This is a genomic window from Betaproteobacteria bacterium, from assembly GCA_009377585.1.
Classification (GTDB): Bacteria; Pseudomonadota; Gammaproteobacteria; order Burkholderiales; family WYBJ01; genus WYBJ01.
Genome location: WHTS01000087.1, coordinates 1 through 26769 on the forward strand (window position 1 = coordinate 1; position 26769 = coordinate 26769).

A 26769-nucleotide genomic window follows, 5' to 3' on the forward strand; every position below is an offset into this window, starting at 1 on the left:
CGGCACCAGCATCAACATGGACGGCGGGATGGCCGGAACGGTGTAGCCCTGTCATTCCCGCGCATGCGGGATCCAGGCAGTCGAGCTTCCAGGCTCTATGGAACCTCTAATTAGCCTATTCTGACGTCACTCCCGCGCACGCGGGAGTCCAGCGAATTCAAGTGCATCCTGAATTTCCGTTTTCACGGGAATGACGTTTTTCAGAGCATCCCTACGGCGAAGCGGCTTGTAGGCGCGTATCCGGGGCCGCCGGTCCGCGCGGCTGGGTTGCGGCGCCCCTACTGCACGAGCGGGGTAGCGGCCGCATCGAGATCCACGCCTTCCACGGTCGCTTCGCCGGCCAGCACGCGCAGGTACTGGCGCAGAGCCGTTACAAACGCCTGCTGGCGCAGCGCGCCCAGCACCGCGCCGCGCACCGACTCGAAGGGCTGCGCCACGCCCGGCTCGCGCGCCAGCACCTCCACCACGTGCAGCCCGAAGCGGCTGTGCACCAGGCGCGGCAGCACGCCAACCTCCACACGGCCGAACAGCTCGCGCGCAAATTCCGGCGCGCAATCGCCGGGGCCGATCCAGTCAAGGTCGCCGCCGCGTTCGCCGCTGGGGCAGTTGGACCACTTGCGCGCGGCAGCGTCGAAGCCATCGGCGGCCTGACCGTCATCGCAGCGGACGTTCAGCAGAACGGATTCCGCATGCTTGCGTAGCGCCACGACGTCGACGCCCGGCGTCACCGCGAACAGAACGTGGCGTATGCGCACGCGCTCGCCAGTGCGGTAAGCCGCCTCGTGCGCAGCATGGTAGCGCCGGCACGCGTCTTCGGACGGCTCGGGAATCTGCAGCGCTTGCGCGAGCAGCGCATCGATGGCATCGCTTGCCGCTTCGCTGATCACGCCGTCGGCAGAGGTCGCATCGGCGGCGTCCAGCAGACCCGCGCGTTGTGCGGCCTGGCGCAGCAGCTCCGTGCAGGCGCGCTGGCGCAACGCCTCGGGCGCCAGCGCTTCTCCGGGCGCATTGAGCGCCACGCCGTTGATGTGCGCGATGGGTGCAGCGACGGGCATATCGGTCGACATGGTCGATGCTCAGACCCCTGCGCCGCGCTGAGGCGGCCGGTTGTGATCCGGGGGCACGTTCAGGCGCCGGCTGCGCACCACCTGGTACGGCCGAAAAAGATAGCCGATGGCGGCGAAGCCGCTCCACACGTGCACCAGGCGGCTGAAGGGAAACAGCAGGAAGATCGTCATGCCGAGCACGACGTGGAACAGGTAGGGCCATGGCAGGGTGGCGAGTGCCGTGGAGTCCACCGGCCGCAACGTGACGATGCGCTGCGCCCAGTCGGCCAGCACCAGCATCGTGCTGCCGTCCGCGTGCTGCCACGAGTAGGGCAGCGTGATGAGACCGACCACGAGCTGCACCCACAGCACGACCAGAACGGCAAGGTCGGTGGGGTGGCTGGTGGCGCGGATGCGCGCATCGAAGACGCGGCGATGGATCAGCAGGGACAAGCCGACGAAGCATACCGCGCCGGCGATTCCGCCCGCCACGATGGCCAGCATCTGCTTGGTGGCCGCGCTCATGAAGATGCCATAGACCGCATGCGGCGTGAACAAGCCGAACAGATGGCCGAAGAACAGGAACAGGATGCCCGCGTGGAACAGGTTGCTGCCCCAGCGCAGGCTGCCCTTGCGCAGCATCTGCGAAGAGTCGCTTTTCCAGCTGTACTGGCTCTGGTCGAAGCGGATGAGGCTCCCGACGAGGAACACCGTAAAGCAGACATAGGGGTAGACCTCGAACAGAAAGGCGTGAATCGTGCTCATGAAGGCACTCCTCGCGTGGTGTCGGTCTTGCGCAGGATGCGGATCGGTTGCGGCTCGCCGGGTTTCGCCTGGCCCTTGACCGAGCAGCCTTCGAACGCCGGCGGCTCGATCCAGCTGGCGTCGAGCGGCTCCTCGGGCGCCAGCTTCACGGGCTGAGCCTTTTCGCCGGCCAACTCCAGAAGCGCGCCGATCACACTGGCGTACGCGCTCTGGCGCTGATGCAGGGCGCTGAAGAGGGCGTTCAGGAGATGCGCCATCTCGCCCAGGAACGCGCGCGCCTCGCGCGGCGGCTGCGTGGACACGAATTCGAGGACCACGGGCAGGTAGTCGGGCAGCTCGCCGGGCGCGAGATAGAGTCCGGCCGCGTCGTAGGTCTTCGCCAGATCGATCATCGCCGGGCCGCGATCGCGCGACTCGCCGTGCACGTGCTCGAACAGGTGCAGCGAGGTGCTGCGGCCGCGGTCGAACAGCTGCACGTAGGCGGCCTCGGTATCGAGCGGGTCGGCGCTCGCAAGCGCATCCATCAGCGCCTCCACTTCCGTCAGGCGTGCGGGGGCGAGGGCGCGTTCGCTGCGCAGCGCCGCGCGCATCTCGGCTAAGTGACTACGCTGCTCGGCATCGGGGTAAGCGAGCAGGCGTGCGAGCACCCGCAAGCTCAGGGAAGCATTCGCAATGGACATAGCTCAAACCTGCGCCTTGATCGGGATGGTGCGCTTCTTCGTGCCGCCGAAGAGACTCACCGTGCTCTCGCCGTCGGAGCAGCCGTTGCCGAAGGAGAAGCCGCAGCCGCCGCGCAGGTCGAAGGTATTCTCCGCGTACTCGCGGTGCGTGCTCGGGATCACGAAGCGGTCCTCGTAGTTGGCGATGGCCATCAGGCGGTACATGGCTTCCACTTCCAGCTCGGTCATCCCCACTTGCTTCAACGCGGCGCTGTTGACGCGGCCCTCGACGTGCTTGTCGCGCTGGTAGGCGCGCATGGCGAGCATGCGTTCGAGCGCGCGCACCACGGGCGCCGTGTCTCCGGCGGTGAGCAGGTTGGCGAGGTACTTGACCGGGATGCGCAGCTGGTTGACGTCCGGAATTTCGCCGTTGGCCTCGACATGGCCGGCGTTGGCGGCCGCGCTGATGGGCGAGAGCGGCGGCACGTACCAGACCATCGGCAGCGTGCGGTATTCCGGGTGCAGCGGCAGCGCCACCTTCCACTGCACCGCCATCTTGTAGGTCGGGCTCCTGCGCGCGGCGGCCATCCAGGCGTCCGGAACGCCATCGGCGCGCGCCTGCTCGATCACCTCCGGATCGTTGGGATCGAGGAAGATGTCGAGCTGCGCCTGGTACAGGTCGCGGTCGCGCTCGACGCTCGCAGCCTCCTGGATGCGATCGGCATCGTAGAGCAGCACGCCCAGGTAGCGAATGCGCCCGACGCAGGTCTCCGAGCACACCGTGGGCTGGCCGCTCTCGATGCGCGGGTAGCAGAAGGTGCACTTCTCGGCCTTGCCCGACTGCCAGTTGTAATAGATCTTCTTGTACGGGCAGCCCGAGACGCACATGCGCCAGCCGCGGCACTTGTCCTGGTCGATCAGCACGATGCCGTCTTCCTCGCGCTTGTAGATCGATCCCGACGGGCACGAGGCTACGCACGAGGGATTCAGGCAGTGCTCGCACAGCCGCGGCAGGTACATCATGAAGGTGTTCTCGAACTGACCGTAGATTTCCTTCTGGATGTCGTCGAAGTTGCGGTCCTGGCTGCGCTTCTCGAACTCGCCGCCGAGGATTTCCTCCCAGTTCGGCCCCCAGACGATCTTCTCCATGGTCTTGCCGGTGATCAGGCTGCGCGGGCGCGCGGTCGGCGCGGCGCTCATTTCGGGCGCCGACTGCAGGTGGTCGTAGTCGAAGGTGAAGGGCTCGTAGTAGTCGTCGATCTCGGGCAGGTTGGGGTTGGCGAAGATCTTCATCAGCAGCTTCCAGCGTGCGCCCTGGCGCGGCTCGATTTTGCCGTTGGCCTTGCGCACCCAGCCGCCGTTCCACTTCTGCTGATTCTCCCATTCCTTGGGGTAGCCGATGCCGGGCTTGGTCTCGACGTTGTTGAAGTAGGCGTACTCCACGCCGGGGCGGCTGGTCCAGACGTTCTTGCAGGTCACCGAGCAGGTATGGCATCCGATGCACTTGTCCAGGTTCATGACCATGCCGATCTGGGCGCGTACTTTCATCGACTTCTCCTCAAGCCTGTTGCGCATCGAGCGCAGGCTCGGTGCTGGCCGGCGTATCCAGCCAATCCACCGTACGCATCTTGCGGACGACCACGATCTCGTCGCGATTGGTGCCGATGGTGCCGTAGTAGTTGAAGCCGTAGGAGAGATGCGCGTAGCCACCGATCATGTGGGTGGGTTTGAGCACGGTGCGGGTCATCGAGTTGTGAATGCCGCCGCGGGTGCCCGTGATCTCAGAGCCCGGCATGTTGATGGTCTTCTCCTGTGCGTGGTACATGATCGCCATGCCCGGCAGCACCCGCTGGCTTACGACCGCCCGCCCCGAGAGCGCGCCGTTCAGGTTGAACAGCTCGATCCAGTCGTTGTCGACGATGCCGGCGCGCTTCGCGTCGTCTTCGCTGATCCAGATCACCGGGCCGCCGCGATTGAGCGTGAGCATCATCAGGTTGTCGTTGTAGGTCGAGTGGATGCCCCACTTCTGGTGCGGGGTGATGAAGTTGAGCAGGATCTCCGGATTGCCGTTGGAGCGCGTGTTGTGGATGGCTGCGGTGGCTTTCAGGTCGACCGGCGGCCGGTAGGAAGCCAGCGTTTCGCCGAAGGCGCGCATCCACGGATGATCCTGGTAGAACTGCTGGCGCCCGGTGAGCGTGCGCCACGGGATCAGCTCGTGCACGTTCGTGTAGCCGGCGTTGTACGACACCGTCTCGGACTCGATTCCGCTCCAGGTCGGCGACGAAATGATCTTGCGCGGCTGCGCCTGGATGTCGCGAAAACGGATCTTCTCGTCTTCGCGATGCAGCGCCAGGTGTGTGTGCTCGCGACCGGTCTTGCCGGACAGCGCCTCCCAGGCCTTGACCGCCACGTGACCGTTGGTCTCGGGCGCGAGCATCATCACGACCTCGCAGGCGTCGATATCGGTTTCGATCTTCGGCATACCGAGGGTCGCGCCTTCGTCGCTGACCAGGCCGTTCAGCTCGCCGAGCTGCCGCACTTCGGTCTGTGTGTTCCAGCCGATGCCTTTGCCGCCGTTGCCGATCTTCGCCAGCAGCGGGCCCAGCGCGGTGAAGCGCTTGTAGACGTTCGGGTAATCGCGCTCGACGACGGCGATCTGCGGCGCGGTCCTGCCGGGAATCAGCTCGCACTCGCCCTTCTTCCAGTCCCTGACCTCGAACGGCTGGCCGAGCTCGCCCGGCGTGTCGTGCATGAGCGGCGTGAGCACGACCTCCTGCTCCACGCCCAGGTGGCCGGCGCACACGTCGCTGAACTTGCGGGCAATGCCCTTGTAGATCTCCCAGTCGCTTCTCGATTGCCAGGCCGGGTCGACGGCGGTCGACAGCGGGTGGATGAACGGATGCATGTCGCTGGTGTTGAGATCGTTCTTCTCGTACCAGGTGGCGGTCGGCAGCACGATGTCCGAATACAGGCAGGTCGTGCTCATGCGGAAGTCCAGCGTCACCAGCAGATCGAGCTTGCCTTCCGGGGCTTGCGCGTGCCACTGCACTTCCTCGGGTTTGGCATCGTCGGCGCCGAGGTCCTTGCCCTGCACGCCGTGGACGGCGCCCAACAAGTGTTTGAGGAAGTACTCGTGGCCCTTGCCCGAGGAGCCGAGCAGGTTGGAGCGCCACACGAACATCACCCGCGGCCAGTTGTCCGGATGGTCGGGGTCTTCGCAGCTCATCTTCAGCGAGGCGTCCTTCAGGCCCTTCACCACGTAGTCCACCGGATCGACGGCGACGGCCCGGGCATCGCGCACCACTTGCAGCGGATTGGTCTGCAGTTGCGGCGCCGAGGGCAGCCACCCCATGCGTTCGGCGCGCACGTTGTAGTCGATCATCGCGCCACGATACGATTTGCCCGCTTCGCCCTGCGGCGCCAGCGGCGAGAGCACCTCCTCCATCGCCAGCTTCTCGTAGCGCCACTGATCGGTGTGGGCGTAGAAGAAGCTGGTCGAATTCATCTGCCGCGGTGGCCGGATCCAGTCGAGCGCGAAGGCGAGCGCGGTCCAGCCGGTCTGCGGGCGCAGCTTCTCCTGGCCCACGTAATGCGACCAGCCGCCACCGCTCTTGCCGATGCAGCCGCACAGCATCAGCATGTTGATGATGCCGCGGTAGTTCATGTCGCAGTGGTACCAGTGGTTCATGCCGGCGCCGATGATCACCATCGAGCGGCCCTGGGTCTTGTCCGCGTTGTCGGCGAACTCGCGCGCCACGGCGATCACCTGGCCGCGCGGCGTGCCGGTGATGCGCTCCTGCCACGCTGGCGTGTAGGGCACGTCCTCGTCGTAGCTGCGCGCAGCCTGCTCGCCTGCGAGGCCACGCGCCACGCCGTAGTTGGCAGCCTGCAGATCGAATACCGTGGCGACCAGCACTTCGTGCTGCGTGCCGGCGCCGCCGAGCGTCAGCCGCTGCACGGGCACGGTACGCACCATGACGTCGCTCTGCACGTTGTTGGGGAAGTGCGCGTGCTCGATCCCGCCGAAGTAAGGAAAGCCCACCTGCGCCGTGTCGCTGCTCGGGCTGTCGCCTTCGAGCAGCGACAGCCTCAACTTCACATCGCGGCCATGTTGCGCTTCCTTCGCCTCGAGGTTCCATTGGCGCTCGTCGGCGCGGCCGTCGGGTCCCCAGCGGAAGCCGATCGCGCCGTGCGGCAGCACCACGTTGCCGGTCGCGTCGAAGGCGACCGTCTTCCACTCCGGGTTGTTGGCGGTGCCGAGGCCGTCCTCGAAGTCCGAGGCGCGCAGGTAGCGATCGGGAACCGTGATCGTGCGCCCGTCCGGCAGCGTGTGGCTGCGGAGCCGCACCAGCATCGGCAGGTCGGTGTAGCGGCGCGCATATTCGTCGAAGTAGGCGCTGCGCCGTTCGAAATAGAACTCCTTCATGATCACGTGGCCCATGGCCATGGCCATGGCCGCGTCGGTGCCCTGCTTGGGGTGCAGCCACAGATCGGACAGCTTGGCGACCTCGGAATAATCGGGCGTCACCGCCACCGTCCGGGTGCCTTTGTAGCGCACCTCGGTGAAGAAGTGGGCGTCCGGCGTGCGGGTCTGCGGCACGTTGGAGCCCCAGGCGATGATGTAGCTGGAATTGAACCAGTCGGCCGATTCGGGCACGTCGGTCTGTTCGCCCCATACTTGCGGGCTGCTCGGAGGCAGGTCGCAATACCAGTCGTAGAAGCTCAGGCTCACGCCACCGATCAGGTTCAGGTAGCGGGTGCCCGCTGCATAGCTGATCATCGACATGGCGGGGATGGGCGAGAACCCCACGATCCGGTCGGGGCCATGCTTGCCGATGGTGTAGACGTTGCTCGCGGCGATGATCTCGTTGACCTCGTCCCAGCTCGAGCGCACGAAGCCGCCGAGGCCGCGAATTTTCTGGTAGTCGCGCCGCTTCGCCTCGTTCTGCACGATCGACGCCCAGGCAGCCACCGGCCCGAGCGTTGCGCGCGCTTCGCGCCAACTCCGCAGCAGCCGGCCGCGCACCAGCGGATACTTCAGCCGATTCGCGCTGTAGAGATACCAGCTGTAGCTCGCGCCGCGCGAACAGCCGCGCGGCTCGTGATTGGGCATGTCCCAGCGCGTGCGCGGATAGTCGGTCTGCTGGGTTTCCCAGGTGACGATTCCGCCCTTGACGTAGATCTTCCACGAGCACGCGCCGGTGCAGTTGACGCCGTGGGTGGAGCGCACGATCTTGTCGTGCGCCCAGCGGTTGCGGTAGGCGTCTTCCCAGGTGCGGTCTTCGCCGTTGGTGCGGCCGAAGCCGTCGGCGAAGCTTTCCTTCGGGTTGGAGAAATATTTGAGGCGATCGAGGAAGTGGCTCATGCGTCACCTTGACGAGCGAAACAGAAGCCGGCGGGAGCGTGATCCCTGCGGCGAGCTCAGCTTAAATCCGTCGGACGGCGATGTCCACCCGCAGCCCGCGGCGGAAGCGGCTCGCGTCCGATCGGGTGCGAGGCCGCCGCGATTCATCGAGCGTGTCGAACGCTCACGTCGGCACCACGTGCTCGACCAGACGCGCTTTGCGCACTTCGGTGAAATACATCAGGATGAGGGAGACCCAGACGACGCCGTAGAGCAGCATGAAGCAGCTCGAGCGGATCCGCGTCAGGTCGAGCACGAAGCCCCACAGGATCGGCAGCAGGAATCCGCCGATACCGCCGGCGAGGCCGACGATGCCGCTGACTACGCCGAGATTGTGCGGAAACTCGTCGCTCACGTACTTGAACGTGGAGGCCATGCCGAATGCCAGCGCCACGCCGAGCGCGAACAGCAGCAGCGTGAACCACTGCGGACTCCAGCCCAGATGAAAGCTGGCCGCTCCGTCGATCGTCTTCACTACAAGCTCGGTCGGCGGATACGAGATCACGAACAGCGTGATCCAGGCCGCCCACAGCACCCACCAGGTGACGGCATGCGCGCCGCGGCGGTCGGATAGCCAGCCGCCCAGTGCGCGCAGAATGCCCGCCGGCAATGCGAAGGCGATCGCCAGCAAGCCCGCGGTCTTCACGTCGAAGCCGTACTCCTGTGTGTAGTATTGCGGCATCCACAGCGACAGCGCGGTGAAGCCGCCGAAGGTGAGCGAGTAGTATTGGCAAAGCCGCCACACGCGCCAGTCCTGGAGCACGCGCAGTTGCTGGCGCAGGCTCGGAGCGTTCGCGGCGCCGGCGCCCGGGTCGGGCGCGCTCACCAGCCAGAACATCGCCGCCGTCACGATCAGCGCGAGGGCGTACACCTTCGGTACCATCGGCCAGCCGTAGGCTTCGATCAGCCGCGGCGCTACGAACATGTTGAGCGCGGCACCGATCGTGCCGGCGCCGAAGAAGCCCATGGCGAAGCCGCGCTTCTCCGGCGCGAAGAAGCGCGCGCAGTAGGGCGTGCCGACCGCAAAGGAAGCGCCGACCACGCCGAGCACCAACCCGATTGCAAGCAACTGCCAGTATTGCGTCGCATGGCTCACCAGGTACACCGGTGGCGCGGCGGCAAGCAACAGCACCGTCATCACGATTCGACCGCCGAAACGGTCGGTCCATATGCCCAGCGGCAGGCGCATCACCGCGCCGAGCAGAACCGGCGTGGCCATGAGCAAACCGAGCTCGGCATTGTTCAGCACCAGCGCCTTCTGGATCGGTATCCCGATCACCCCGAACATCATCCATACGGCGAAGCACACCATGAATGCGAATGTGCTGGAGTAAAGGACCGCGTACGCTTTCGGATGCTGCGGATTCGACATGGCAACCCTCGTGTTCCGGAACGAACAGCGGAGAAGGATGCGCGGGCGCGAGGCAGGCAGGATGCGCGCGAGCTCGCCTGCGCAACCGAGTGGCGTCTTGGAATCAGGTCTCGCGTTTTGCAGTGCGTGCGGCAAGACGCGAGACGGGAGCAGGTCTCGTTGTCAGGTCTTGATTCTTGCCGTGCAAGACGCAAGACCTGACCCTATGCATTTACGTTGCACCATACTAGATGATCGGCGTGGCGGCTCCGTCCATCGGGATTACCGCGCCGCTCACGTAGCTCGCCTTGTCGGAGGCGAGGAACACGGCAACGGCGGCGACCTCCTCCGGCTGCCCGTAACGGCCGAACGGAATCGCGGCCTCCAGGCGCTTCAAGGCTTCCTCTTCGCTGATCTTCTTTTCCTTCGCTTCCAGCACGAGCGCCTGCTTGACGCGCCCGGTATAGGTCGACGCGGGATTGATCGCGTTCACTCGTATGCCGTGCCGTCCGAGCGCGTTCGCCATCCCGACGGTCACCAGCATCAACGCCGCATTGGCCGCGCCACCCGCGAGGTGCGTGGGCTGCGCGCGCTTGCCGCCGGTGCCGACGATGTTCACGACCACGCCCTTCTTGCGCTCGACCATCGAGCCGCGCACGGCGTCCATCGCGTGCACGTAGGGAAAGAACTTGGATTCCATGCCGTGGTGCCAGGCGTGGGAGTCGTATTGGTCCATCGAATGGCGTTTCGCCGCGCCGGCCGAGTTGACCAGGATATCGATCGGACCCAGCGCCTTTTCGGTCGCCGCGGCCATCGCGGTCGCGGTCTCTGCCTGGGTGAGATCGGCCGCGACCGCGAAAACCTCCACGCCTTCCTTTTTCAGTTCCTCCCGCGCCCGGCCCAGGTTTTCCTGGCTGCGCGACGCGATCGCGACCTTCGCGCCTTCGGCTGCGAATGCACGCGCACAGGCGAGCCCGATGCCCTTGCTGCCGCCGGTGATGAGGACGACCTTGCCTTCGAGTCCGAGTTCCACGCGCGCCTCCTTCGATCGATTCGTCAGGCGGTCATCATAACCTCGAGGTGGGCGAGCGTGCGTTGCTGCATGACCACCCCGTCCGCGCCTTGCGCGTCCAGCCCCTCCTCGTCAGGAGGGAAAATTTGTACGGCTCCCCTCCTCGTCGAGGAGGGGCTGGACGCGACAGTGTCGCGGACGGGGTGGTCGATCCGGTCCCGACGCTCAGCGCGCCCCGGCACGAACCAGCTTGCCGGGCCGTGCCCCAGTATCCACGCCGCGTTCGAATACCGGCTCGCCGGAAACGACGATCGCCTCGTAGCCATCCACCTGCTGCACCAGGCGCTTGCCCTCGGCCGGCAGGTCGTGCACGAGCTTGGGCGGGTGCAGGCGCAGCCGTTCGAAGTCGATCACGTTCAAGTCCGCCTTCATGCCGGGCGCGAGCTGGCCGCGGTCGGAGAATCCGAAGTAGCCGGCGTTCTCGCTCGTCTGTCGCCTGACCACCCACTCCAGCGGCAGGCGCGGTCCTCGGGTGCGATCGCGCACCCAGTGCGTGAGCATGAAGGTGGGAATGCTCGAATCGCAAATGACGCAGCAATGCGCGCCGCCGTCGCCCAAGCCCAGCAGCGTGGCCGGATCGGTGAGCATGCTGTGCACCACACCCATGTCGCCGTGCACGTAGTTGGTGACCGGAAAGAACAGCATGCGGGTGCCGTCTTCAGCGGCGAGGTAGTCGTAGCAGAACGCTTGCGGCGACTGGCCCGCCTGCTGCGCCATCGCGGCGATGCTGGCGGAGGCATCGGGCTCGTAATTGGGCGGATCGCCGAGGACGTACATGCGGTCCCAGCGCGTGGCCATGCTGCGCTGGATCGGCGGCACCGAGGCGAGCAGCGTGTCGGCGGTTGCCTCCGCGAGGATGCGTTCGCGCACCTCAGGATCGCGCAACCGGGCAAGTCGTTCGGCGTGCGAGAGCCCGTTCAATGCCGCGAAGCTCGGCCGGGCCATGAACGGATTGAGCGTGTTGGTGAGCCCGAGGATCAGGCCCACCGGGCGCCCGGCCACTTGCGCCGTCACCGAAGCGCCGCCGGCGCGCGCGCGTCGGGTGCCGGCCATCAGCCGCTGCCAGCGCTCCGGATCGCTCGCGCGGTCGGTGAGCAGAAACCATAGCGGCCGCCCCGAGGTTCTCACCACCTCGGTGATCCAATCGAACTCGGCGGCTTCGTCGTCGAAATCGCTCAGCATGCCGAAGACCCCGCGGCCGACGGCGCCCAGCGCCGTACCAATGCCCTTCAGCTCGTCTTTCGCCGCATAGCGCCCCGGCACCTGCTCGCCCCGCGTCGTTCGATGCGATTCGGTACGCGAGGTGGTGAAGCCGAATGCGCCCGCGCGCAGCGCTTGCTCGGCGAGCACCTGCATCGCGGCGATATCGTCGGCGCTTGCCATTTCGTGGCGTATCGCCCGCTCGCCCATGACGTATACGCGCAGCGGGTGGTGCGGAAGCTGCGCGGCGATGTCGATCGCGCGCGGCAGCCGCTCGAGCGCATCGAGGTATTGCGGAAAGGTCTCCCAGTCCCACTTCAAGCCCGCGTGCAGGCAGATGCCGGGAATATCCTCGACGCCCTCCATGAGCTCGATCACGGCCTCGCGATGCTGCGGGCGCACCGGGGCGAAGCCGACGCCGCAATTGCCCATGACGACCGTGGTCGCACCATGCCAGGAGGACGGCGCAAGCACCGGGTCCCACGTCGCTTGTCCGTCGTAGTGAGTGTGCACGTCGACCCATCCGGGCGTAACCAACGCGCCGCTCGCATCGATCACGCGGCGCGCCGGTGCGGCCGTGCCGCCGACCTGCGCGATCACGCCTGCGTCGACGGCGATATCGCCGGTGAATTTCGGCCGCCCGGTGCCGTCGACGATAGCACCGCCCTTGATGACCAGATCGTGCATGTGAGGCATCCTTCTGTGGATGCCTGCAATCTACTCCTGCAGGCGTCGTGTAGCCAGTAGCGCTCGCTGCGAGCGGATTGCCCGGCGCAGTCGCGTCCAGCATGCGGAATTCTTCCTAAGCCATTATTCACATCACACAAGATCGCCCTCGGCCTTCAACGTGCGCAAGGTCTTGCGCCAGGCATCCAGCGTCCATTCGATGTCGGCATCGGTATGCGCGGCCGATACGATGCCGCCGCGCCAGCCCTTCAAATCGATCCCGTGCACGAGCATGCCCAGGCGCATCTTGGCCAGCAGGCTCTCGCGCTTGTCGGACTTGAACCACTCGAGCGCCAGGCCTTGCGCATCGAAGCTCGTCGGGCGCAGCGGCCGGTTGTCCGGGTTGGTGTAGAAGTTGAAAAACGAATGCGCGCCGTACACCGCCCATGGCACGTTTTCGTCTTCCAGGATTTCGTTGAAGCCTGCGCGCAGACGGGCCGCGGTTGCACTGGCGCGCTCGCACGCGTCGGTGTCGCGGATGAGCTCGAGCGTGGCGATACCGGCAGCCGCGCTCAGCGGATGCGCGTTGTGCGTGCCTTCGTGCGCGATGCGCTCGCGCCCGGCGGCGGACGAAGCTTCGTGGTCGAGCCAGTCGAGGATGTCCTTGCGCCCGCCGACCGCGCCTCCGGGCATGCCGCCCGCGACGATCTTCGCCAGCGTGGTGAGATCCGGCTTCACGCCGTAGAGACCTTGCGCGCCGCCGGGTGCGACGCGAAAGCCTGTGACGACCTCGTCGAATACCAGCAGCACGCCGCGGTGGCGCGTGACTTCGCGCAGCTGTTTCAACACGTCCGGTGGCGTCGGCACGGCGCCCGACGAGGCGCCGATGGGCTCGATGATGAGCGCGGCGATATCGTTTCGCTCCGAGAGCACACGCTCGACCGCCGCCACGTCGTTCGGCTTCACCATGATCACGTTGTCCGCCACGTCGCAAAGTACCCCGACCGTCGGCGTTCCATCCAGATGCTCCTTGACGCCGAAGGCAACATGATCGTGCCAGCCGTGGAAGTGACTGACGAAGCGCAGCAGCTTGGGTTTGCCTGTAAATGCGCGCGCAAGCCGGATGGCCATGTGGGTCGCCTCGGTGCCCGAGGCGGTGAAGCGGATGCGCTCGATCGATGGCATCAACTGCTGGATGAGGCGGCCCCATTGCAGCATGAGGTCGTGACCGGCGGCGAAGTGCATGCCCTTGTCGAGCTGCGCGCGAGCGGCCGCGACGACATCGGGATGCTGGTGGCCAAGCAGCAACGAACCGTGGCCGCCGTAGTAGTCGACGTACTCGTTGCCGTCGACATCCCACTTGCGCGAGCCGGCCGCGTGCGTCACGTAGAGCCCATAGGGCCAGGTGCGGCGGTTGTCGTGCACGATGCCGCTCGGAAACAGCGAGCGGGCTTCCTCGTGGCGGCGGGCGGACCCCGGCGTGCGTTCGAGGTACGTACCGAGGATGAGCGATTCGCGGGCGGTCTTGTCGGACATCGGACACCTCAGGGTCGGAACGAACAGCGTGGTAGTACGAACGAACAGCGTGGAAGTACATATCGTAACCCGGCGCGGCGAGCGCGGGAGGTTAGCTTCCTCCCCTCTCACGAGGAGGGGTGGCGCGCAGCGCCGGGGTGGTGTGGTTGAACCAGGTGGCGTGGTTCAAGCGCGCGGTATGGGTTCAGCCGCGCGATGACCACCCCGTCCGCGACATCGTCGCGTCCCGCCCCTCCTTCGCAGGAGGGGAACATGTTTTATCCCCTCCTCTCACGAGAGTGAAGCCGGGGTTTCGAAGGATGTGCCTGCGCACATCCGAGCCGGCGAACGCCCGATGCGCTGCATCGCATCGGGCCACGTGGCGCGCAGCGCCGGGGTGGTGTGGTTCGCAACGCCGGTCTATGATCGGAAGGCCGCTCCAAGCAATAAGACGAGAACGAAGCAGCGGATGACCGATGCGCTGGTAGCAAGCGCCAGGCGACGATGTCCGGGCCGAGGGCTTCGTGCGTGGCCACGGTGCCGACGCAGGCATCTGAAGCACGATGAAGGCGGCCACGATGCCGATGTAGCCAGCCGAAGGATGACGAAGGAGTCGCATTGTCGATTGCGGGCACCGTGAGCCCCGGCGTATCGCGCCCATTGAAAGGCATCTTCGCGATGATCGCCGGCATGGCGTTTCTGCTCGTAAGCGATGCGGTGTCCAAGCACCTTGCGCAATCGCATCCGCTGGGCCAGGTGATGTGCCTGCGCCAGGCGGCCTGCCTGCTGTTCGTGGTGCCGTTCGTCTGGCGCGGCGCCGGCATTTCCGTTTTACGCCCGCACAACGTGACGCTCCAGTTCGTGCGCGGCCTCATATTCCTCGTCTCGAGTTTCTTCATCATCTGGTCGTTGAGCGTGCTGCCGCTGCCGACGGTGACGGCGATCACGTTCGTCGCGCCTATCCTGATCGCGCTGCTGTCCGCGCCGATGCTCGGCGAGCGCGTGAACTCGGCGTTGTGGGGGGCGACGTTTCTGGGATTCGTCGGCATGCTGTTCATCATCCGGCCCGGCAGCGCCGATTTCCATTGGACACTGTTGCTCCCGGTCGGCGCCGCGTTCTTCAGCTCGGTGCGCGATGTCATCGCGCGCATTCTCGCCCGCACCGACAACTCGCTGTCGATTCTGTTCTGGTCCTCGTTCGTCATCGTCGTCGGCGCCGGGTTCAGCGCGCTGCTGGGATGGAGTCCGGTATCGGCAGCGCAGTGGGGCTGGTATCTGCTCGCGGGCGCGGTCAATTTTTGCGCGCACTTCTTCATCATCGAGTCGTTGCGGTTGGGGCGAGCGGCGGTGGTCGCGCCATTCCGCTACACCTCGCTTCTGTGGTCAGCGATCCTCGGCTACGCGATCTGGGGCGACCTGCCCGGCGGATGGGTATGGGTCGGTTCCGCGATCCTGATCGTCAGCGGGTTGTGGATCGCGCAATCGCAGAAGGGTTGATTCGCGCTCCGCAGCAGGGGGCGGAGGCTCCCCTCTCCCTCCGGGAGAGGGGCCGGGGGGTGAGGGAAGGAGATACGCGTTCAGTGCAATGAATGAACGCACTACAACGGAGGTAACGAGCCAAATGCAATGTCGCTTTTCAGTACGAATTCTCGCCACTGCAGTAGCAGCCCTGGCCGCTTCTGCTGCATCGGCCCAAACCTATCCCGCGAAGCCCATCCGCTGGATCGTGCCGTTCCCGCCCGGTGGCGGCACCGATATCACACCACCCGCACGGTCACGGCAAAGCTCGCGGAAGCACTGGGCCAGCAGATCGTGATCGACAATCGGCCCGGCTCCGGCGGCACCATCGGTCTGTCGATCGCCGCGAAATTGCCGCCGGACGGCTACCATGTTTCGACCGGACAGCTGGCCAACATGGGTATCGCGCCGGCGCTCTATCCCAAGCTGCCGTACGATTCCACCAGGGACTTCGCGCCGATCTCGCGGGTCGCATCGGCGATTCTCGTGCTGGTGTCCCACCCTTCGTTTCCGGCGCGCACGGTGAAGGACTTGATCGCCATGGCACGCGCGAAGCCGGGCGCCATTACCTATGGCTCGCCGGGAAACGGCACGTCAGGCCATCTGGCCGTGGAGATGATTCGCGTTGCGCGCAAGCTCGACATGGTGCACGTGCCGTACAGGGGCGCGGCGCCGGCACTCACCGATCTGCTCGGAGGCCAGATCACCATCTACTTCAGCTCCATTCCGCCCTCGGTGTCGCTCATCAAGAGCGGACGCTTGAAGGCGCTCGGTACGAGCGGCGTCAAGCGCGCGGCCGCGCTCCCGGACGTGCCGACCGTCGCCGAAAGCGGCATTCCCGGCTTCTCGGTCGAGAACTGGTACGGCGTCGTCGGCCCGGTCGGCATGCCGAAGGAGGCGATCGCACGTCTCAATGCCGAGCTTGCCAAGGTGCTCGCGAGTCCCGACTTGCGCGAGCGCTTCACCGCCGACGGTAGCGAAGCGATCTCCAGTACACCGGAGCAATTCGCCGCGTTCATCCGCGACGAAGTGCAGAAGTGGGGCAAGGTCGTGCGCGAGGCGAAGGTGAAGGTGGATTGATCTCCAGGCGTGACCCGAATGCATGAGCGCAGGGACCCTTCTGGTCCAGGGGAGCGGGACCGGCAGCGAGCAGACAGGGTAGCTCGATAGGCGCCCCGGCCCACACTGCCAAGGATCGCCCGCTGCCGCCGCGCCGGCGGGGCGTTTTCTTCGATCTCGCATTCGTGATCGCCAGCGCGCTGCTCCTGCGCGCGCTGTCGGATGAATTTCTCGCCTTGTTGCAGCGTGCGCTGCAGGCGCAGCAGCGCGACGCTGCGCTCGACGTGCTAGCATTCCGCGCAGGGGGACCGGGGCTCATGGTTGCGACTCATTCGACGGCAACGAGGAGGCACCATCGCGTGCATGCAACGGTGCATGCGCGCAGTCCAGATACGCGTCGCGCTGCCGGCTCCGGATGGCTCGCGTGAGCGATCGCTTCTTCGAAAAGCCGATCCTCAATTCGCCGTACGAGTACCCCTTGCGGCATTGGGAGCTCGACAAGGACGGCCAGCCGACGCAGAAAGTCGTCGAATCGCGCCGCCGCGCCGACTTCATCACCCCGATCCCGAAGGCGAAGAAGCGCAAGGGCGCGGCCGAGCAGGAGTCGCTCGTCTTCGACGAAGGCAAGGGCCTTTCGACCGATGACCAGCGCTACGCCCATACGGCGATCATCGGTTCGGTGCGGCGCGAGGTCGACCAGTGGCGGCGGATTGCGAATCCCGCCAATTGGCGCGTCACGCCCGAGACCGCGCGGCTGCTGCAGCACTGGCGCCATCACCACTTCGGCAGCATCCGTCCGTTCTTCTGCCAGGTCGAAGCGGTCGAAACCGCGATCTGGTTGTTCGAAGTCGCGCCGCAGTATGGCAAGGTAGGTGAGGATCTGCTTGCATACCTCGCCAACGCGAACAACGACGCCAATCCCGGCTTGATGCGCCTGGCCCTCAAGCTCGCCACCGGCGCGGGCAAGACGACGGTCATGGCGATGCTGATCGCATGGCAGACGGTCAATGCCGTCCGCCATCCTCAGAGCCGGCGCTTCACGCGCGGCTTCCTCGTCGTCGCACCAGGCTTGACCATCAAGGATCGGTTGCGCGTGCTGCAGCCGAACGACCCCGATGCCTACTATGCCAGCCGGGAGCTCGTGCCCGGCGACATGCTCGAGGACATCAAGCGCGCCAAGATCGTCATCACCAACTACCACGCCTTCAAGCTGCGCGAGCGCGTCGAGCTCTCCAAGGGCGGCCGGTCGTTGCTGCAGGGGCGAGGCGAGGCGCTGAACACGTTGGAAAGCGAAGGCCAGATGCTGCAGCGGGTGATGCCCGACCTGATGGGGATGAAGAATGTTCTCGTCCTCAACGACGAAGCGCATCACTGCTACCGCGAAAAGCCCGATGCGGACGACGACGAGGGCCTGAAGGGTGACGAGCGCAAGGAAGCCGAGAAGAACAACGAAGCCTCCCGCCTGTGGATCTCGGGGCTGGAAGCGGTCAACCGCAAGCTCGGGACCGCGCGCGTCATCGACCTGTCGGCGACGCCGTTCTTCCTGCGCGGCTCGGGCTATGCGGAGGGAACCCTGTTCCACTGGACGATGAGCGACTTTTCGCTCATGGACGCCATCGAGTGCGGCATCGTGAAGCTCCCGCGGGTGCCGATCGCGGACAACATTCCCGGCGGCGAGATGCCGATGTTCCGCAACCTGTGGGAACACATCCGCGCGAAGATGCCGAGAAAAGGTCGTGGCAAGGCGGAGTCCCTGAATCCGCTGGACCTGCCGCCGCAGCTGCAAACGGCGCTGGACGCACTCTACGGTCACTATGCGCAGACGTTCGCGCTCTGGGCGGAGAAGAAGGTCTCGGTGCCGCCGTGCTTCATCGTGGTCTGCAACAACACGGCGACTTCCAAGCTGGTCTACGACTACGTCTCCGGCTTCCAGCGCCGGAACCAGGACGGCTCGACGGCTTTCGTGAGCGGCCGTCTGAAACTCTTCCAAAACCACGACGAACACGGGAACCCGTTGGCACGGCCCAGGACGCTGCTGATCGACAGCGAGCAGCTGGAGTCGGGCGAAGCGCTGGATGCCAACTTCCGCGCGATGGCGGCCGACGAGATCGCGCGCTTCCGCAACGAAGTCATGCAGCGCGGCGGCAAGCTGGCCGACGACTTGCGCGCGGGCAAGGAACTGGACGACGTGACGCTGCTGCGGGAAGTGATGAATACCGTCGGCAAGCGTGGGCAGCTCGGCGCGGACATCCGCTGCGTCGTTTCCGTTTCCATGCTGACCGAGGGCTGGGATGCCAACACCGTCACCCACGTGCTCGGCGTACGCGCGTTCGGCACCCAGCTGCTGTGCGAGCAGGTCATCGGCCGGGCGCTGCGCCGCCAGTCCTACGACCTGAACGACGAAAATCTCTTCAACGTCGAGTACGCCGACGTGCTCGGCATCCCGTTCGATTTCACTGCCGAGCCCGTCGTCGCGAAACCGCAGCCGCCGCGCGAGACGATCCAGGTGAAGGCGGTGCGGCCGGAACGCGATGCGCTGGAGATCTGTTTCCCGCGAGTCGAGGGCTATCGCACCGAGCTGCCCGAGGAGCGGCTGGCCGCGGAATTCAACGACGACTCGGTGCTGGAGCTCACGCCCGAGCTGGTAGGGGCCACCGAGACGCGCAACGCCGGCATCATCGGCGCGATGGTGGATTTGAACCTCGTGCATACCGGCGACGTGCGCCCCTCGCAGGTCGTTTACGAATTGACCTCGCACCTGCTGCTGACGCGCTGGCGCGATGCCAACGGCGATCCGCAGCTGCATCTGTTCGGCCAGCTCAAGCGCATCGCGCGCCAGTAGCTCGATACCTGCCTCACCTGCAAGGGCGGCACGTATCCGGCGCAACTGAAATATAAGACGCTGGCGGACACGGCCTGCGAGCGCATCATGGCCGGCATCACGCGCACGCTGGAGGGCAAGCGGCCGATCACGGCCGTGCTCGATGCCTACAACCCGGTCGGCACCACGGCGGACGTGCGCTTCAACACCTCGAAGACGCTGCGCTGGGAGACCGATCCGCGCCGCTGCCATGTCGACTGGGTGATCCTGGACAGCGACTGGGAGGCCGAATTCTGCCGCGTGGCCGAGTCGCATCCGCGCGTGCGGGCGTACGTGAAGAACCACAATCTCGAGCTCGAGGTGCCCTACCGCTACGGCTCGGAGATGCGCAGGTATCTGCCCGACTTCATCGTGCTGGTGGAGGACGGCCACGGCGAGGACGATCCGCTCCACCTGATCGTCGAGATCAAGGGCTACCGGCGCGAGGACGCCAAGGAGAAGAAGGCGACCATGGAGACGTACTGGGTGCCGGGCGTGAACCACCTCGGCGCGCACGGGCGCTGGGCCTTCGCCGAGTTCACCGACGTGTACCGCATCGAGAGTGATTTCAAGGCGAAGGTGGAAAGCGAGTTCGAGAAGATGGTCGACAGGTTGGTGGGGGAGATCGCCTGATGCGTGCGCCAAGGCCCAAGCCCGAGAATCTCGCCCCGTTGGTCGTGCTTGTTCGCAGCGAGCGCGTGCTGCTCGATTCTGACCTGGCTGCACTCTACGGCGTGGAAGCGCGCGTACTGAACCAGGCGGTCGCGCGTAACCGAAGCCGATTCCCCGAAGACTTCATGTTCCGCTTATCCGCGGCGGAGTACGGCGCGATGCGGTCACGGCTCGTGACCGCATCGACAGGGAACCATCCAAATTCATCACGAATTGTGATGAGTTCGCCCGGGAAGACTGGTTTGAGATCACAAATTGTGACCTCAAAAGGCAGAGGAGGTAGACGATATCTCCCGTATGCTTTCACCGAGCAGGGCGTCGCGATGCTCTCCAGCGTTCTGCGATCGGCGCGCGCGGTGGAGGTCAATATCGCCATCATGCGCACGTTCGTGCAGCTGCGCCGCCTGATGGACTCCAACCGCGAGCTGGCGCGCAGGATCGAGGCGATGGAAGACAAGTACGACGAGCAGTTCGCCGTGGTCTTCGACGCCATCAAGAAGCTCATCGCCGACGACGACGCGCGCAAGGCGCGGCCGAAGCGGCCGATCGGCTTCATCACCTGAGTTCTCCCATGGCAAAAAAAGCGACCGCCAAGAGCGCCAAGAGTGTCGAGGCGCTCAAGCACGACGAAGCGAAGCGCAGGAACATCCCGACCGCCGAGTACCAGTCGGTGATGCAGAAGAACGAGGAGGCACCGGTGCGCGTGGCGTACGAGCGGCGCAACCGCGACCTCGACCCTCAGCTCGTCTGGCGCGGCAAGGACGAGCAGGACTGGAGCGACCTGGTCGTGCACGCGCCGCCGCTCTACATCCAGGAGAAGGTGCATCCCAAGGCGCTGATCGACGATCTGCTGCGCGAATCGAAAGAGCACCCCTCTCCCCCCGGGAGAGGGGCAGGGGGTGAGGGCTTTGGTGTGCAACCCGACCTCTTTTCCGACTTCAACGGCATCCCGAAGGACGTCGACAAGACCGAGTTCTACCAGCACGACCAGAACTGGTCGAACCGGATGATTCTCGGCGATTCACTGCAGGTGATGGCGAGCCTCGCCGAGAGAGAGGGGCTGCGCGGGAAGGTGCAGTGCATCTACTTCGATCCGCCCTACGGAATCAAATTCAACAGCAACTTCCAGTGGAGCACGACCAGTAGATCTGTGACGGACGGTAAGTCGGATCACATCACACGCGAACCCGAGCAGGTGAAGGCGTTTCGCGACACATGGCGTGATGGCACGCACAGCTATTTAACGTACTTGCGTGACCGGTTCACGATTGCGCGTGACTTGCTCGCAGAATCGGGATCGATTTTTGTGCAGATTGGGGATGAGAACCTGCATCGCGTTCGTGCGTTGCTTGATGAAGTATTTGGCGAATCGAATCGGGCCTCGACAATTGTGTTTCAGACAACATCAAGTCAGACATCAGAGTTTCTGGCAACGCCGTTTGACTTCGTTCTTCACTACGGAAAATCGCTGGAACACCTCAAGTATCGCGTGCTGTTTGCGGAGAAAAATTTTGCGGCAAGTGGCACGTTCCTTTTCCCCAGGATTTAGCGCGAGAAAGGGGTGCGCGAAGCAATCAACAACGTCGAAGGAGAGAAACTGATCACGACAGGCCAGATAGACGGTCGCCCGTATCGTTTGGGCGACCTGACCTCACAACGGCAAGGTCGCGCATCGGGTCCTGGATCCGCAATGCACTTCGTTGTTGAGAATGAAGGCCGCAAATTTGAACCGGGTGGCGGAAGGGGCTGGTCCACTACGCAAGGTGGAATGACGCGAATTGTGAAAGCGGGGCGCGTTGAGAACGTAAAGAACAGCCTACGCTTCGTTCGATTTCTCGACGATTATCCTGTTACGCCGTTGACTGCAAGCTGGACGGATACGGGTACCGGGTCGTTCACCGAAGAGAAGGTATATGTAGTTCAGACAGGGTCTAAAGTGGTTCAGAGGTGCATTTTGATGTCGACCGACCCCGGCGACCTCGTCCTCGACCCCACCTGCGGCTCCGGCACCACCGCCTACGTCGCCGAGCAATGGGGCCGCCGCTGGATCACGATCGACACGTCGCGCGTCGCGCTGGCACTCGCTCGCTCGCGCGTCATGGGCGCGCGCTACCCGTACTACCTGCTCGCCGATTCGCGCGAAGGCCAGATCAAGGAAGCCGAAGTCACGCGCACCGTGCCGTCATCTCAACCCGTTCATGGCGACATCCGCTACGGCTTCGTCTACGAGCGTGTGCCGCACATCACGCTGAAGTCGATCGCCAACAACGCCGAGATCGACGTCATCTGGGAGAAATGGCAGGCGACGCTGGAGCCGCTGCGGGAGCAGCTGAACCAGGCCGTCGGCCCCGTCCCCGGGCGTCTTGCCCGCGAAGGCGGGCATCCAGAAGCGAAGAGCCTGGATTCCCGCTTGCGCGGGAATGACAGGTCGGGCGTGCGCGGGAATGACGGTTCCCGCGCACGTGGGAATGACGCTTGGGAGGAGTGGGAAATTCCGCGTGAGGTGGATGCCAAATGGTCCGATAGCGCGAAGAAGCTGCACGCCGATTGGTGGGCCGCGCGCATCGCACGCCAGAAAGAAATCGACGCCTCGATCGCCGCCAAGGCCGAGTACGAATATCTGTACGACAAGCCCTACACCGACAACAAGAAGGTGCGCGTCGCCGGGCCGTTCACCGTCGAGAGCCTGTCGCCACATCGCGTGCTGGGCGTCGACGAGAACGACGAGCTGATCGATCGCGCCGGCGAGCCGCGCCCGGGCTACAACGAGGCGCAGTCGTTCGCGCAGATGATCCTGGAAAACCTCAAGACCGCCGGCGTGCAGCAGGCGCACAAGGAAGACCGGATCGTATTCACGTCGCTCAAGCCGTGGCCGGGCGATCTCGTGTGCGCCGAGGGCCGCTACATCGAAGGCGGCTCCGCATCACCGGCCGGCAGTGAATCCAGCAACAGCACCGGCGTCGAGAAGCGCGCCGCAATCTTCATCGGCCCCGAGTTCGGCACGGTCATTCGGCCCGATCTCGTCCGGGCGGCGCGCGAGGCGAGCGACGCCGATTTCGACGTGCTGATCGCCTGCGCCTTCAACTACGAGGCGCACGCCACCGAATTCAGCAAGCTCGGCCGCATTCCCGTTCTCAAGGCGCGCATGAACGCCGACCTGCACATGGCCGAGGATCTCAAGAACACCGGCAAGGGCAACCTGTTCGTCATCTTCGGCGAGCCCGACATCACGATCCTGCCCGCGGCCGACGATACGATCCGAGTCAAGGTGAATGGCGTCGACGTTTTCCACCCGCAGACCGGCGAAGTCCGAAGCGACGGCCCCGAAGGCATCGCCTGCTGGTTCATCGACACCGATTACAACGAAGAGAGCTTCTTCGTCCGCCACGCCTACTTCCTCGGCGCGAACGACCCTTACAGCGCGCTCAAGACCACGCTCAAGGCCGAGATCGATGTGGACGCCTGGGCGACGCTCAACAGCGACACCTCGCGGCCGTTCCCCAAGCCCGGATCGGGCCGTATCGCGGTGAAGGTCATCAACCACCTCGGCGACGAGGTGATGAAGGTCTTCGGAGTCTGACAAGGCGGGATTTATACGGAGTTTAGCGAGTTTATAAAATCTTTGTAAACTCGCTAATTTCGCTATAAACTCGCGTGCATGGACCCCGTAAACAACCCTTTTGCGCCCGGCGCAGGGACCCCGCCGCCCGAACTGGCCGGGCGCGACGAATTGCGCGAATTGGTGCGGATAGCATTGGAAAGAGTGCGCCTGGGGCTGCCTACCAAAAGCATTCTTATGGTGGGTTTGAGAGGCGTGGGGAAAACTGTGCTCTTGGATCGCATGCGGGAGGATGCGGAAGCTGCGGGACTTCATACGATCCGCGTCGAGGCGCCCGAGTCGCGCTCCTTGCCTGCGATTCTTGCGCCGCAACTGCGCATGGCATTGCTGCGGCTATCTCGAATCGAGCAGGCGAAGGCCTTCTCCATACGCGCTCTGAAAGGTCTTGCGGGATTTGCGAAGGCGCTCAAGGTCAAGTATCAGGATATCGAAGTAGGGCTTGATTTCGATCCGGAGCCGGGTCTCGCAGACAACGGCGACCTCGAACATGACTTGCAGGCGTTGCTGGAAGTGGCTGGTGCTGCCGCGCACGCAGGCGGCACCGCGCTCGTCCTCTTTATCGACGAATTACAGTACGTTGAAGAGGACCAGCTGGCCGCTCTGATAACCGCCCTGCATCGCTGTGCACAGCGGCGATTACCGGTCGTGCTCGTCGGCGCCGGACTGCCCCAACTGCGGGGTCAGATGGGTCGCGCGAAATCTTACGCCGAACGGCTGTTCGACTTTCCCGAAATTGGCCCACTCCCGGCCGATGCTGCGGCCGTCGCGATTCGTAAGCCAGCCAATGATAATGGCGTCGAAGTCAACCAGGATGCGCTCGATAACATAGTGCGCGCGACCCATCGCTACCCCTATTTCCTCCAGGAATGGGGTAAGCACGCCTGGGATACGGCGAAGGCATCTCCGATTACGATCAGTGATGTGGCTCAGGCCGGTGAGTCTGCTATCGCGGCCCTCGATACCAGTTTTTTTCGTGTGCGCTTCGATCGACTGACGCCGTTGGAGAAGCGCTATCTGAGGGCGATGGCGGAGTTGGGCCCCGGGCCGCACCGTTCGGGCGACATCGCTGACCAACTCAAACGAAAGGTAACCTCGCTGGGACCGACCAGGAACGTGCTCATCGCCAAAGGCATGATATGGAGTCCCAGTCACGGCGATACGGCGTTTACGGTGCCGTTGTTCGACGAGTTCATGCGTCGAATCATGCCTGGTGACGATTGGCGTTAGTGGACGGGGTCTTGTGCGCAGGGTAACTCTCGCAAGGAATCCCACTATGGCCATGAATTACAGGCAGTACATAGTTCGAGACCGTGCAATCTGCGGCGGCGAAGCGGTCATCAAGGGAACGCGAGTCACGGTTCCGGACCGTTCTGGCCAGCTTGGCAGAAGGTATGAGCGCGGCGGAAATCGTCAAGGATTTTCCTACGCTCGATGAGGATGCGGTGCGTGCGATCATCGCCTTTGCCGCATCCTCAGCCGAGGAAGACTTGCCCTTTCCAGCGGCCCCTTCGCTGGGATGAAATCCGAGGGGATGGACTCGCTCGCTCGTTGCTTTGCGGTTTTGACCGACAATAAGCTGCGAGTCAGGAGACCCTGAGCGTTTCGAGCCAGAGACCACCCGTCACACCTCGAATAAAGCAATAACCGTTCGGTTTCGTCCGCTGTTCGACAAACCGACGCGGGCGTTTCCCGCGGACAATGATGGGCGCGTGACCGGCACTTCGCAGCCGGCTTGCATGTGTCCATGAACTTCCGCATCGCCGACACCTTCACCGACAGCCTCGCGCGCCTCACCGGCGAGGAGCAGAAGCTCGTCAAGACGACGGCGTTCGACCTGCAGATGAATCCCGTCAACCCCGGCATGAGCTTTCACAAGCTCGACCGGGCGAAGGACAAGAACTTCTGGTCGGTGCGCGCCGGCAGGGACATTCGCCTGATCGTCCACAAGACGCACGCCGATCTGCTTCTGTGTTACGTCGACCACCACGACAAGGCGTATGCCTGGGCTGAACGGCGCAAGCTCGAAACGCACCCCAGGACGGGCGCTGCCCAGTTGGTGGAGATACGCGAGCGCGTTGTCGAGATCCCCGCGCCGAGGTATGCCGAGCGTGAGCGACCGGCGGCGATCAAGCGACTGCTTTTCGCGCAAACCCCCGATGAAACGCTGTTGAGCTACGGCGTGCCGTCCGAGTGGCTCGCCGACGTACGCCTGGCGGACGAGGACAGCCTGCTGGAACTGGCCACCCATCTGCCGAGCGAGGCCGCCGAAGCGCTGCTCGAACTGGCGACCGGCGGCCAGCCGCAGATCGTGCGTCCGAAGATGCCTGCAGGTGCCGATCCATTCGAGCACCCCGATGCGCAGCGCCGCTTCCGCGTGATGACCGACGTCGACGAGCTCGAGCGGGCGCTCGCCTACCCATGGGACAAGTGGACGATCTTCCTGCATCCAGCCCAGCGCGAATGGGTCGAGCGGGACTATGGCGGTCCCGCCCGCGTATCGGGTTCCGCAGGCACCGGCAAGACGATCGTCGCACTGCATCGCGCGGTCTACCTTGCGCGCAAGAATCACGAGAGCCGGGTGCTCCTCACGACCTTCTCCGACACGCTGGCCAACGCACTGCGCACGAGACTGCGGCGCCTGGTGGGCAACGAGCCGCGATTGGCCGAGCGTATCGAAGTCCATGCAATGGATGCGATCGGCGAGCGCCTGTACGAGCGGCGCTTCGGTGACCCGAACATCGCATCATCGCAAGCAATCCAGGACGCGATCGAAAAGGAAGCGAAAGCGGCCGGAGAGAAGGCGGGTCGCGGCTTTCTGCTGTCCGAGTGGGACGAGCTGGTCGACGCATGGCAGCTCGACACCTGGGAGGCTTATCGCGACGTGAAGCGGCTCGGTCGCAAGACGCGGCTGCCCGAGAAGCGCCGCGCCGCCCTTTGGGCAATCTTCGAGTCCGTGCGCGTGCGCCTGAAGGCACGGCACCTGGTAACGCGAGCAGAAATGTTCTGTCGACTCGCCGCGGATGCGACCGAGCGCAAGCGCCCGGCGTTCGACTTCGCGGTCGTCGACGAATCGCAGGACCTTAGCGTCGCGCAGCTGCGCTTTCTCGCGGCGCTGGGCGGCGGTCGTCCGAATGCGCTCCTTTTCGCGGGCGACCTCGGCCAGCGCATCTTCCAGCAGCCGTTCTCGTGGAAGTCGCTCGGTGTGGATGTTCGCGGACGTTCGCGGACCCTCCACGTCAACTACCGCACCTCGCACCAGATCCGGATGCAGGCCGATCGCCTGCTGGGTGCGGAAGTCGCCGATGTCGATGGGAACAAGGAAAGCCGGCGCGGCACCGTCTCGGTCTTCAACGGTCCGACGCC

General features: G+C 64.7%; 14 protein-coding genes and 3 pseudogenes. 8 read left to right on the top strand and 9 right to left on the bottom strand.

Annotated features, from left to right (window positions below; translation table 11 throughout):
• Window positions 1–278: 278 nt before the first annotated feature.
• The 9 genes from GEV05_22000 to GEV05_22040 form a co-directional block, all read right to left on the bottom strand.
• Entirely contained in the window at window positions 279–1067 is a 789-nt protein-coding gene (locus GEV05_22000) for a peptidylprolyl isomerase (protein MPZ46008.1), read from the bottom strand.
• A 9-nt stretch (window positions 1068–1076) separates the two neighbouring features.
• Window positions 1077–1811 carry a respiratory nitrate reductase subunit gamma gene (gene narI, locus GEV05_22005; protein MPZ46009.1) on the bottom strand — a complete coding sequence of 245 codons (735 nt, stop codon included), beginning with the start codon at window positions 1809–1811 and terminating at the stop codon, window positions 1077–1079.
• Window positions 1808–2491, bottom strand: a complete 684-nt coding sequence (gene narJ / locus GEV05_22010) for a nitrate reductase molybdenum cofactor assembly chaperone (GenBank protein ID MPZ46010.1) — start codon at window positions 2489–2491, stop codon at window positions 1808–1810. The genes narI and narJ overlap by 4 nt, the downstream gene beginning before the upstream one ends.
• 3 nt (window positions 2492–2494) lie before the next feature.
• A complete protein-coding gene (narH, locus tag GEV05_22015; GenBank protein ID MPZ46011.1) occupies window positions 2495–4018 on the bottom strand; it encodes a nitrate reductase subunit beta in 1524 nt (507 codons plus the stop codon).
• 10 nt (window positions 4019–4028) lie between these two features.
• A complete protein-coding gene (locus GEV05_22020) occupies window positions 4029–7835 on the bottom strand; it encodes a nitrate reductase subunit alpha (GenBank protein MPZ46012.1) in 3807 nt (1268 codons plus the stop codon).
• A gap of 163 nt (window positions 7836–7998) precedes the next feature.
• Window positions 7999–9246, bottom strand: a complete 1248-nt coding sequence (locus GEV05_22025; GenBank protein MPZ46013.1) for an MFS transporter — start codon at window positions 9244–9246, stop codon at window positions 7999–8001.
• A gap of 226 nt (window positions 9247–9472) precedes the next feature.
• A complete protein-coding gene (locus GEV05_22030; GenBank protein ID MPZ46014.1) occupies window positions 9473–10258 on the bottom strand; it encodes an SDR family oxidoreductase in 786 nt (261 codons plus the stop codon).
• A gap of 204 nt (window positions 10259–10462) precedes the next feature.
• Window positions 10463–12184, bottom strand: a complete 1722-nt coding sequence (locus tag GEV05_22035; GenBank protein MPZ46015.1) for an amidohydrolase family protein — start codon at window positions 12182–12184, stop codon at window positions 10463–10465.
• 132 nt (window positions 12185–12316) lie between these two features.
• Window positions 12317–13699, bottom strand: a complete 1383-nt coding sequence (locus tag GEV05_22040; protein MPZ46016.1) for an aminotransferase class III-fold pyridoxal phosphate-dependent enzyme — start codon at window positions 13697–13699, stop codon at window positions 12317–12319.
• Between the two features lie 597 nt (window positions 13700–14296).
• Between GEV05_22040 and GEV05_22045 the strand changes: the two genes are divergently transcribed.
• From GEV05_22045 to GEV05_22080, 8 genes and pseudogenes are all read left to right on the top strand, one after another.
• Window positions 14297–15175 carry an EamA family transporter gene (locus GEV05_22045; protein MPZ46017.1) on the top strand — a complete coding sequence of 293 codons (879 nt, stop codon included), beginning with the start codon at window positions 14297–14299 and terminating at the stop codon, window positions 15173–15175.
• Between the two features lie 129 nt (window positions 15176–15304).
• Window positions 15305–16276, top strand: a complete 972-nt coding sequence (locus GEV05_22050; GenBank protein ID MPZ46018.1) for a tripartite tricarboxylate transporter substrate binding protein — start codon at window positions 15305–15307, stop codon at window positions 16274–16276.
• Window positions 16277–16679: 403 nt separating this feature from the next.
• Window positions 16680–19748: pseudogene (locus GEV05_22055) on the top strand (restriction endonuclease).
• A complete protein-coding gene (locus tag GEV05_22060; protein ID MPZ46019.1) occupies window positions 19748–20350 on the top strand; it encodes an ORF6N domain-containing protein in 603 nt (200 codons plus the stop codon). The pseudogene GEV05_22055 and the gene GEV05_22060 overlap by 1 nt, the downstream one beginning before the upstream one ends.
• Window positions 20351–20358: 8 nt before the next feature.
• Window positions 20359–23367: pseudogene (locus GEV05_22065) on the top strand (site-specific DNA-methyltransferase).
• Between the two features lie 78 nt (window positions 23368–23445).
• Window positions 23446–24633 (top strand): AAA family ATPase, encoded by a 1188-nt coding sequence (locus GEV05_22070; protein MPZ46020.1) that lies wholly within the window; start codon window positions 23446–23448, stop codon window positions 24631–24633.
• A 52-nt stretch (window positions 24634–24685) separates the two neighbouring features.
• Window positions 24686–24926 (top strand): annotated as a pseudogene (locus GEV05_22075) (DUF433 domain-containing protein).
• A gap of 224 nt (window positions 24927–25150) precedes the next feature.
• Window positions 25151–26769: AAA family ATPase (locus GEV05_22080; GenBank protein ID MPZ46021.1), on the top strand; the 1619-nt coding region annotated here is incomplete at its 3' end.

Coding starts and splice junctions, on each gene's coding strand:
- GEV05_22000 (MPZ46008.1), bottom strand. CDS start 1,067: ATGTCGACCGATATGCCCGTCGCTGCACCCATCGCGCACATCAACGGC.
- narI (MPZ46009.1), bottom strand. CDS start 1,811: ATGAGCACGATTCACGCCTTTCTGTTCGAGGTCTACCCCTATGTCTGC.
- narJ (MPZ46010.1), bottom strand. CDS start 2,491: ATGTCCATTGCGAATGCTTCCCTGAGCTTGCGGGTGCTCGCACGCCTG.
- narH (MPZ46011.1), bottom strand. CDS start 4,018: ATGAAAGTACGCGCCCAGATCGGCATGGTCATGAACCTGGACAAGTGC.
- GEV05_22020 (MPZ46012.1), bottom strand. CDS start 7,835: ATGAGCCACTTCCTCGATCGCCTCAAATATTTCTCCAACCCGAAGGAA.
- GEV05_22025 (MPZ46013.1), bottom strand. CDS start 9,246: ATGTCGAATCCGCAGCATCCGAAAGCGTACGCGGTCCTTTACTCCAGC.
- GEV05_22035 (MPZ46015.1), bottom strand. CDS start 12,184: ATGCACGATCTGGTCATCAAGGGCGGTGCTATCGTCGACGGCACCGGG.
- GEV05_22040 (MPZ46016.1), bottom strand. CDS start 13,699: ATGTCCGACAAGACCGCCCGCGAATCGCTCATCCTCGGTACGTACCTC.
- GEV05_22050 (MPZ46018.1), top strand. CDS start 15,305: ATGTCGCTTTTCAGTACGAATTCTCGCCACTGCAGTAGCAGCCCTGGC.
- GEV05_22060 (MPZ46019.1), top strand. CDS start 19,748: ATGCGTGCGCCAAGGCCCAAGCCCGAGAATCTCGCCCCGTTGGTCGTG.
- GEV05_22070 (MPZ46020.1), top strand. CDS start 23,446: ATGGACCCCGTAAACAACCCTTTTGCGCCCGGCGCAGGGACCCCGCCG.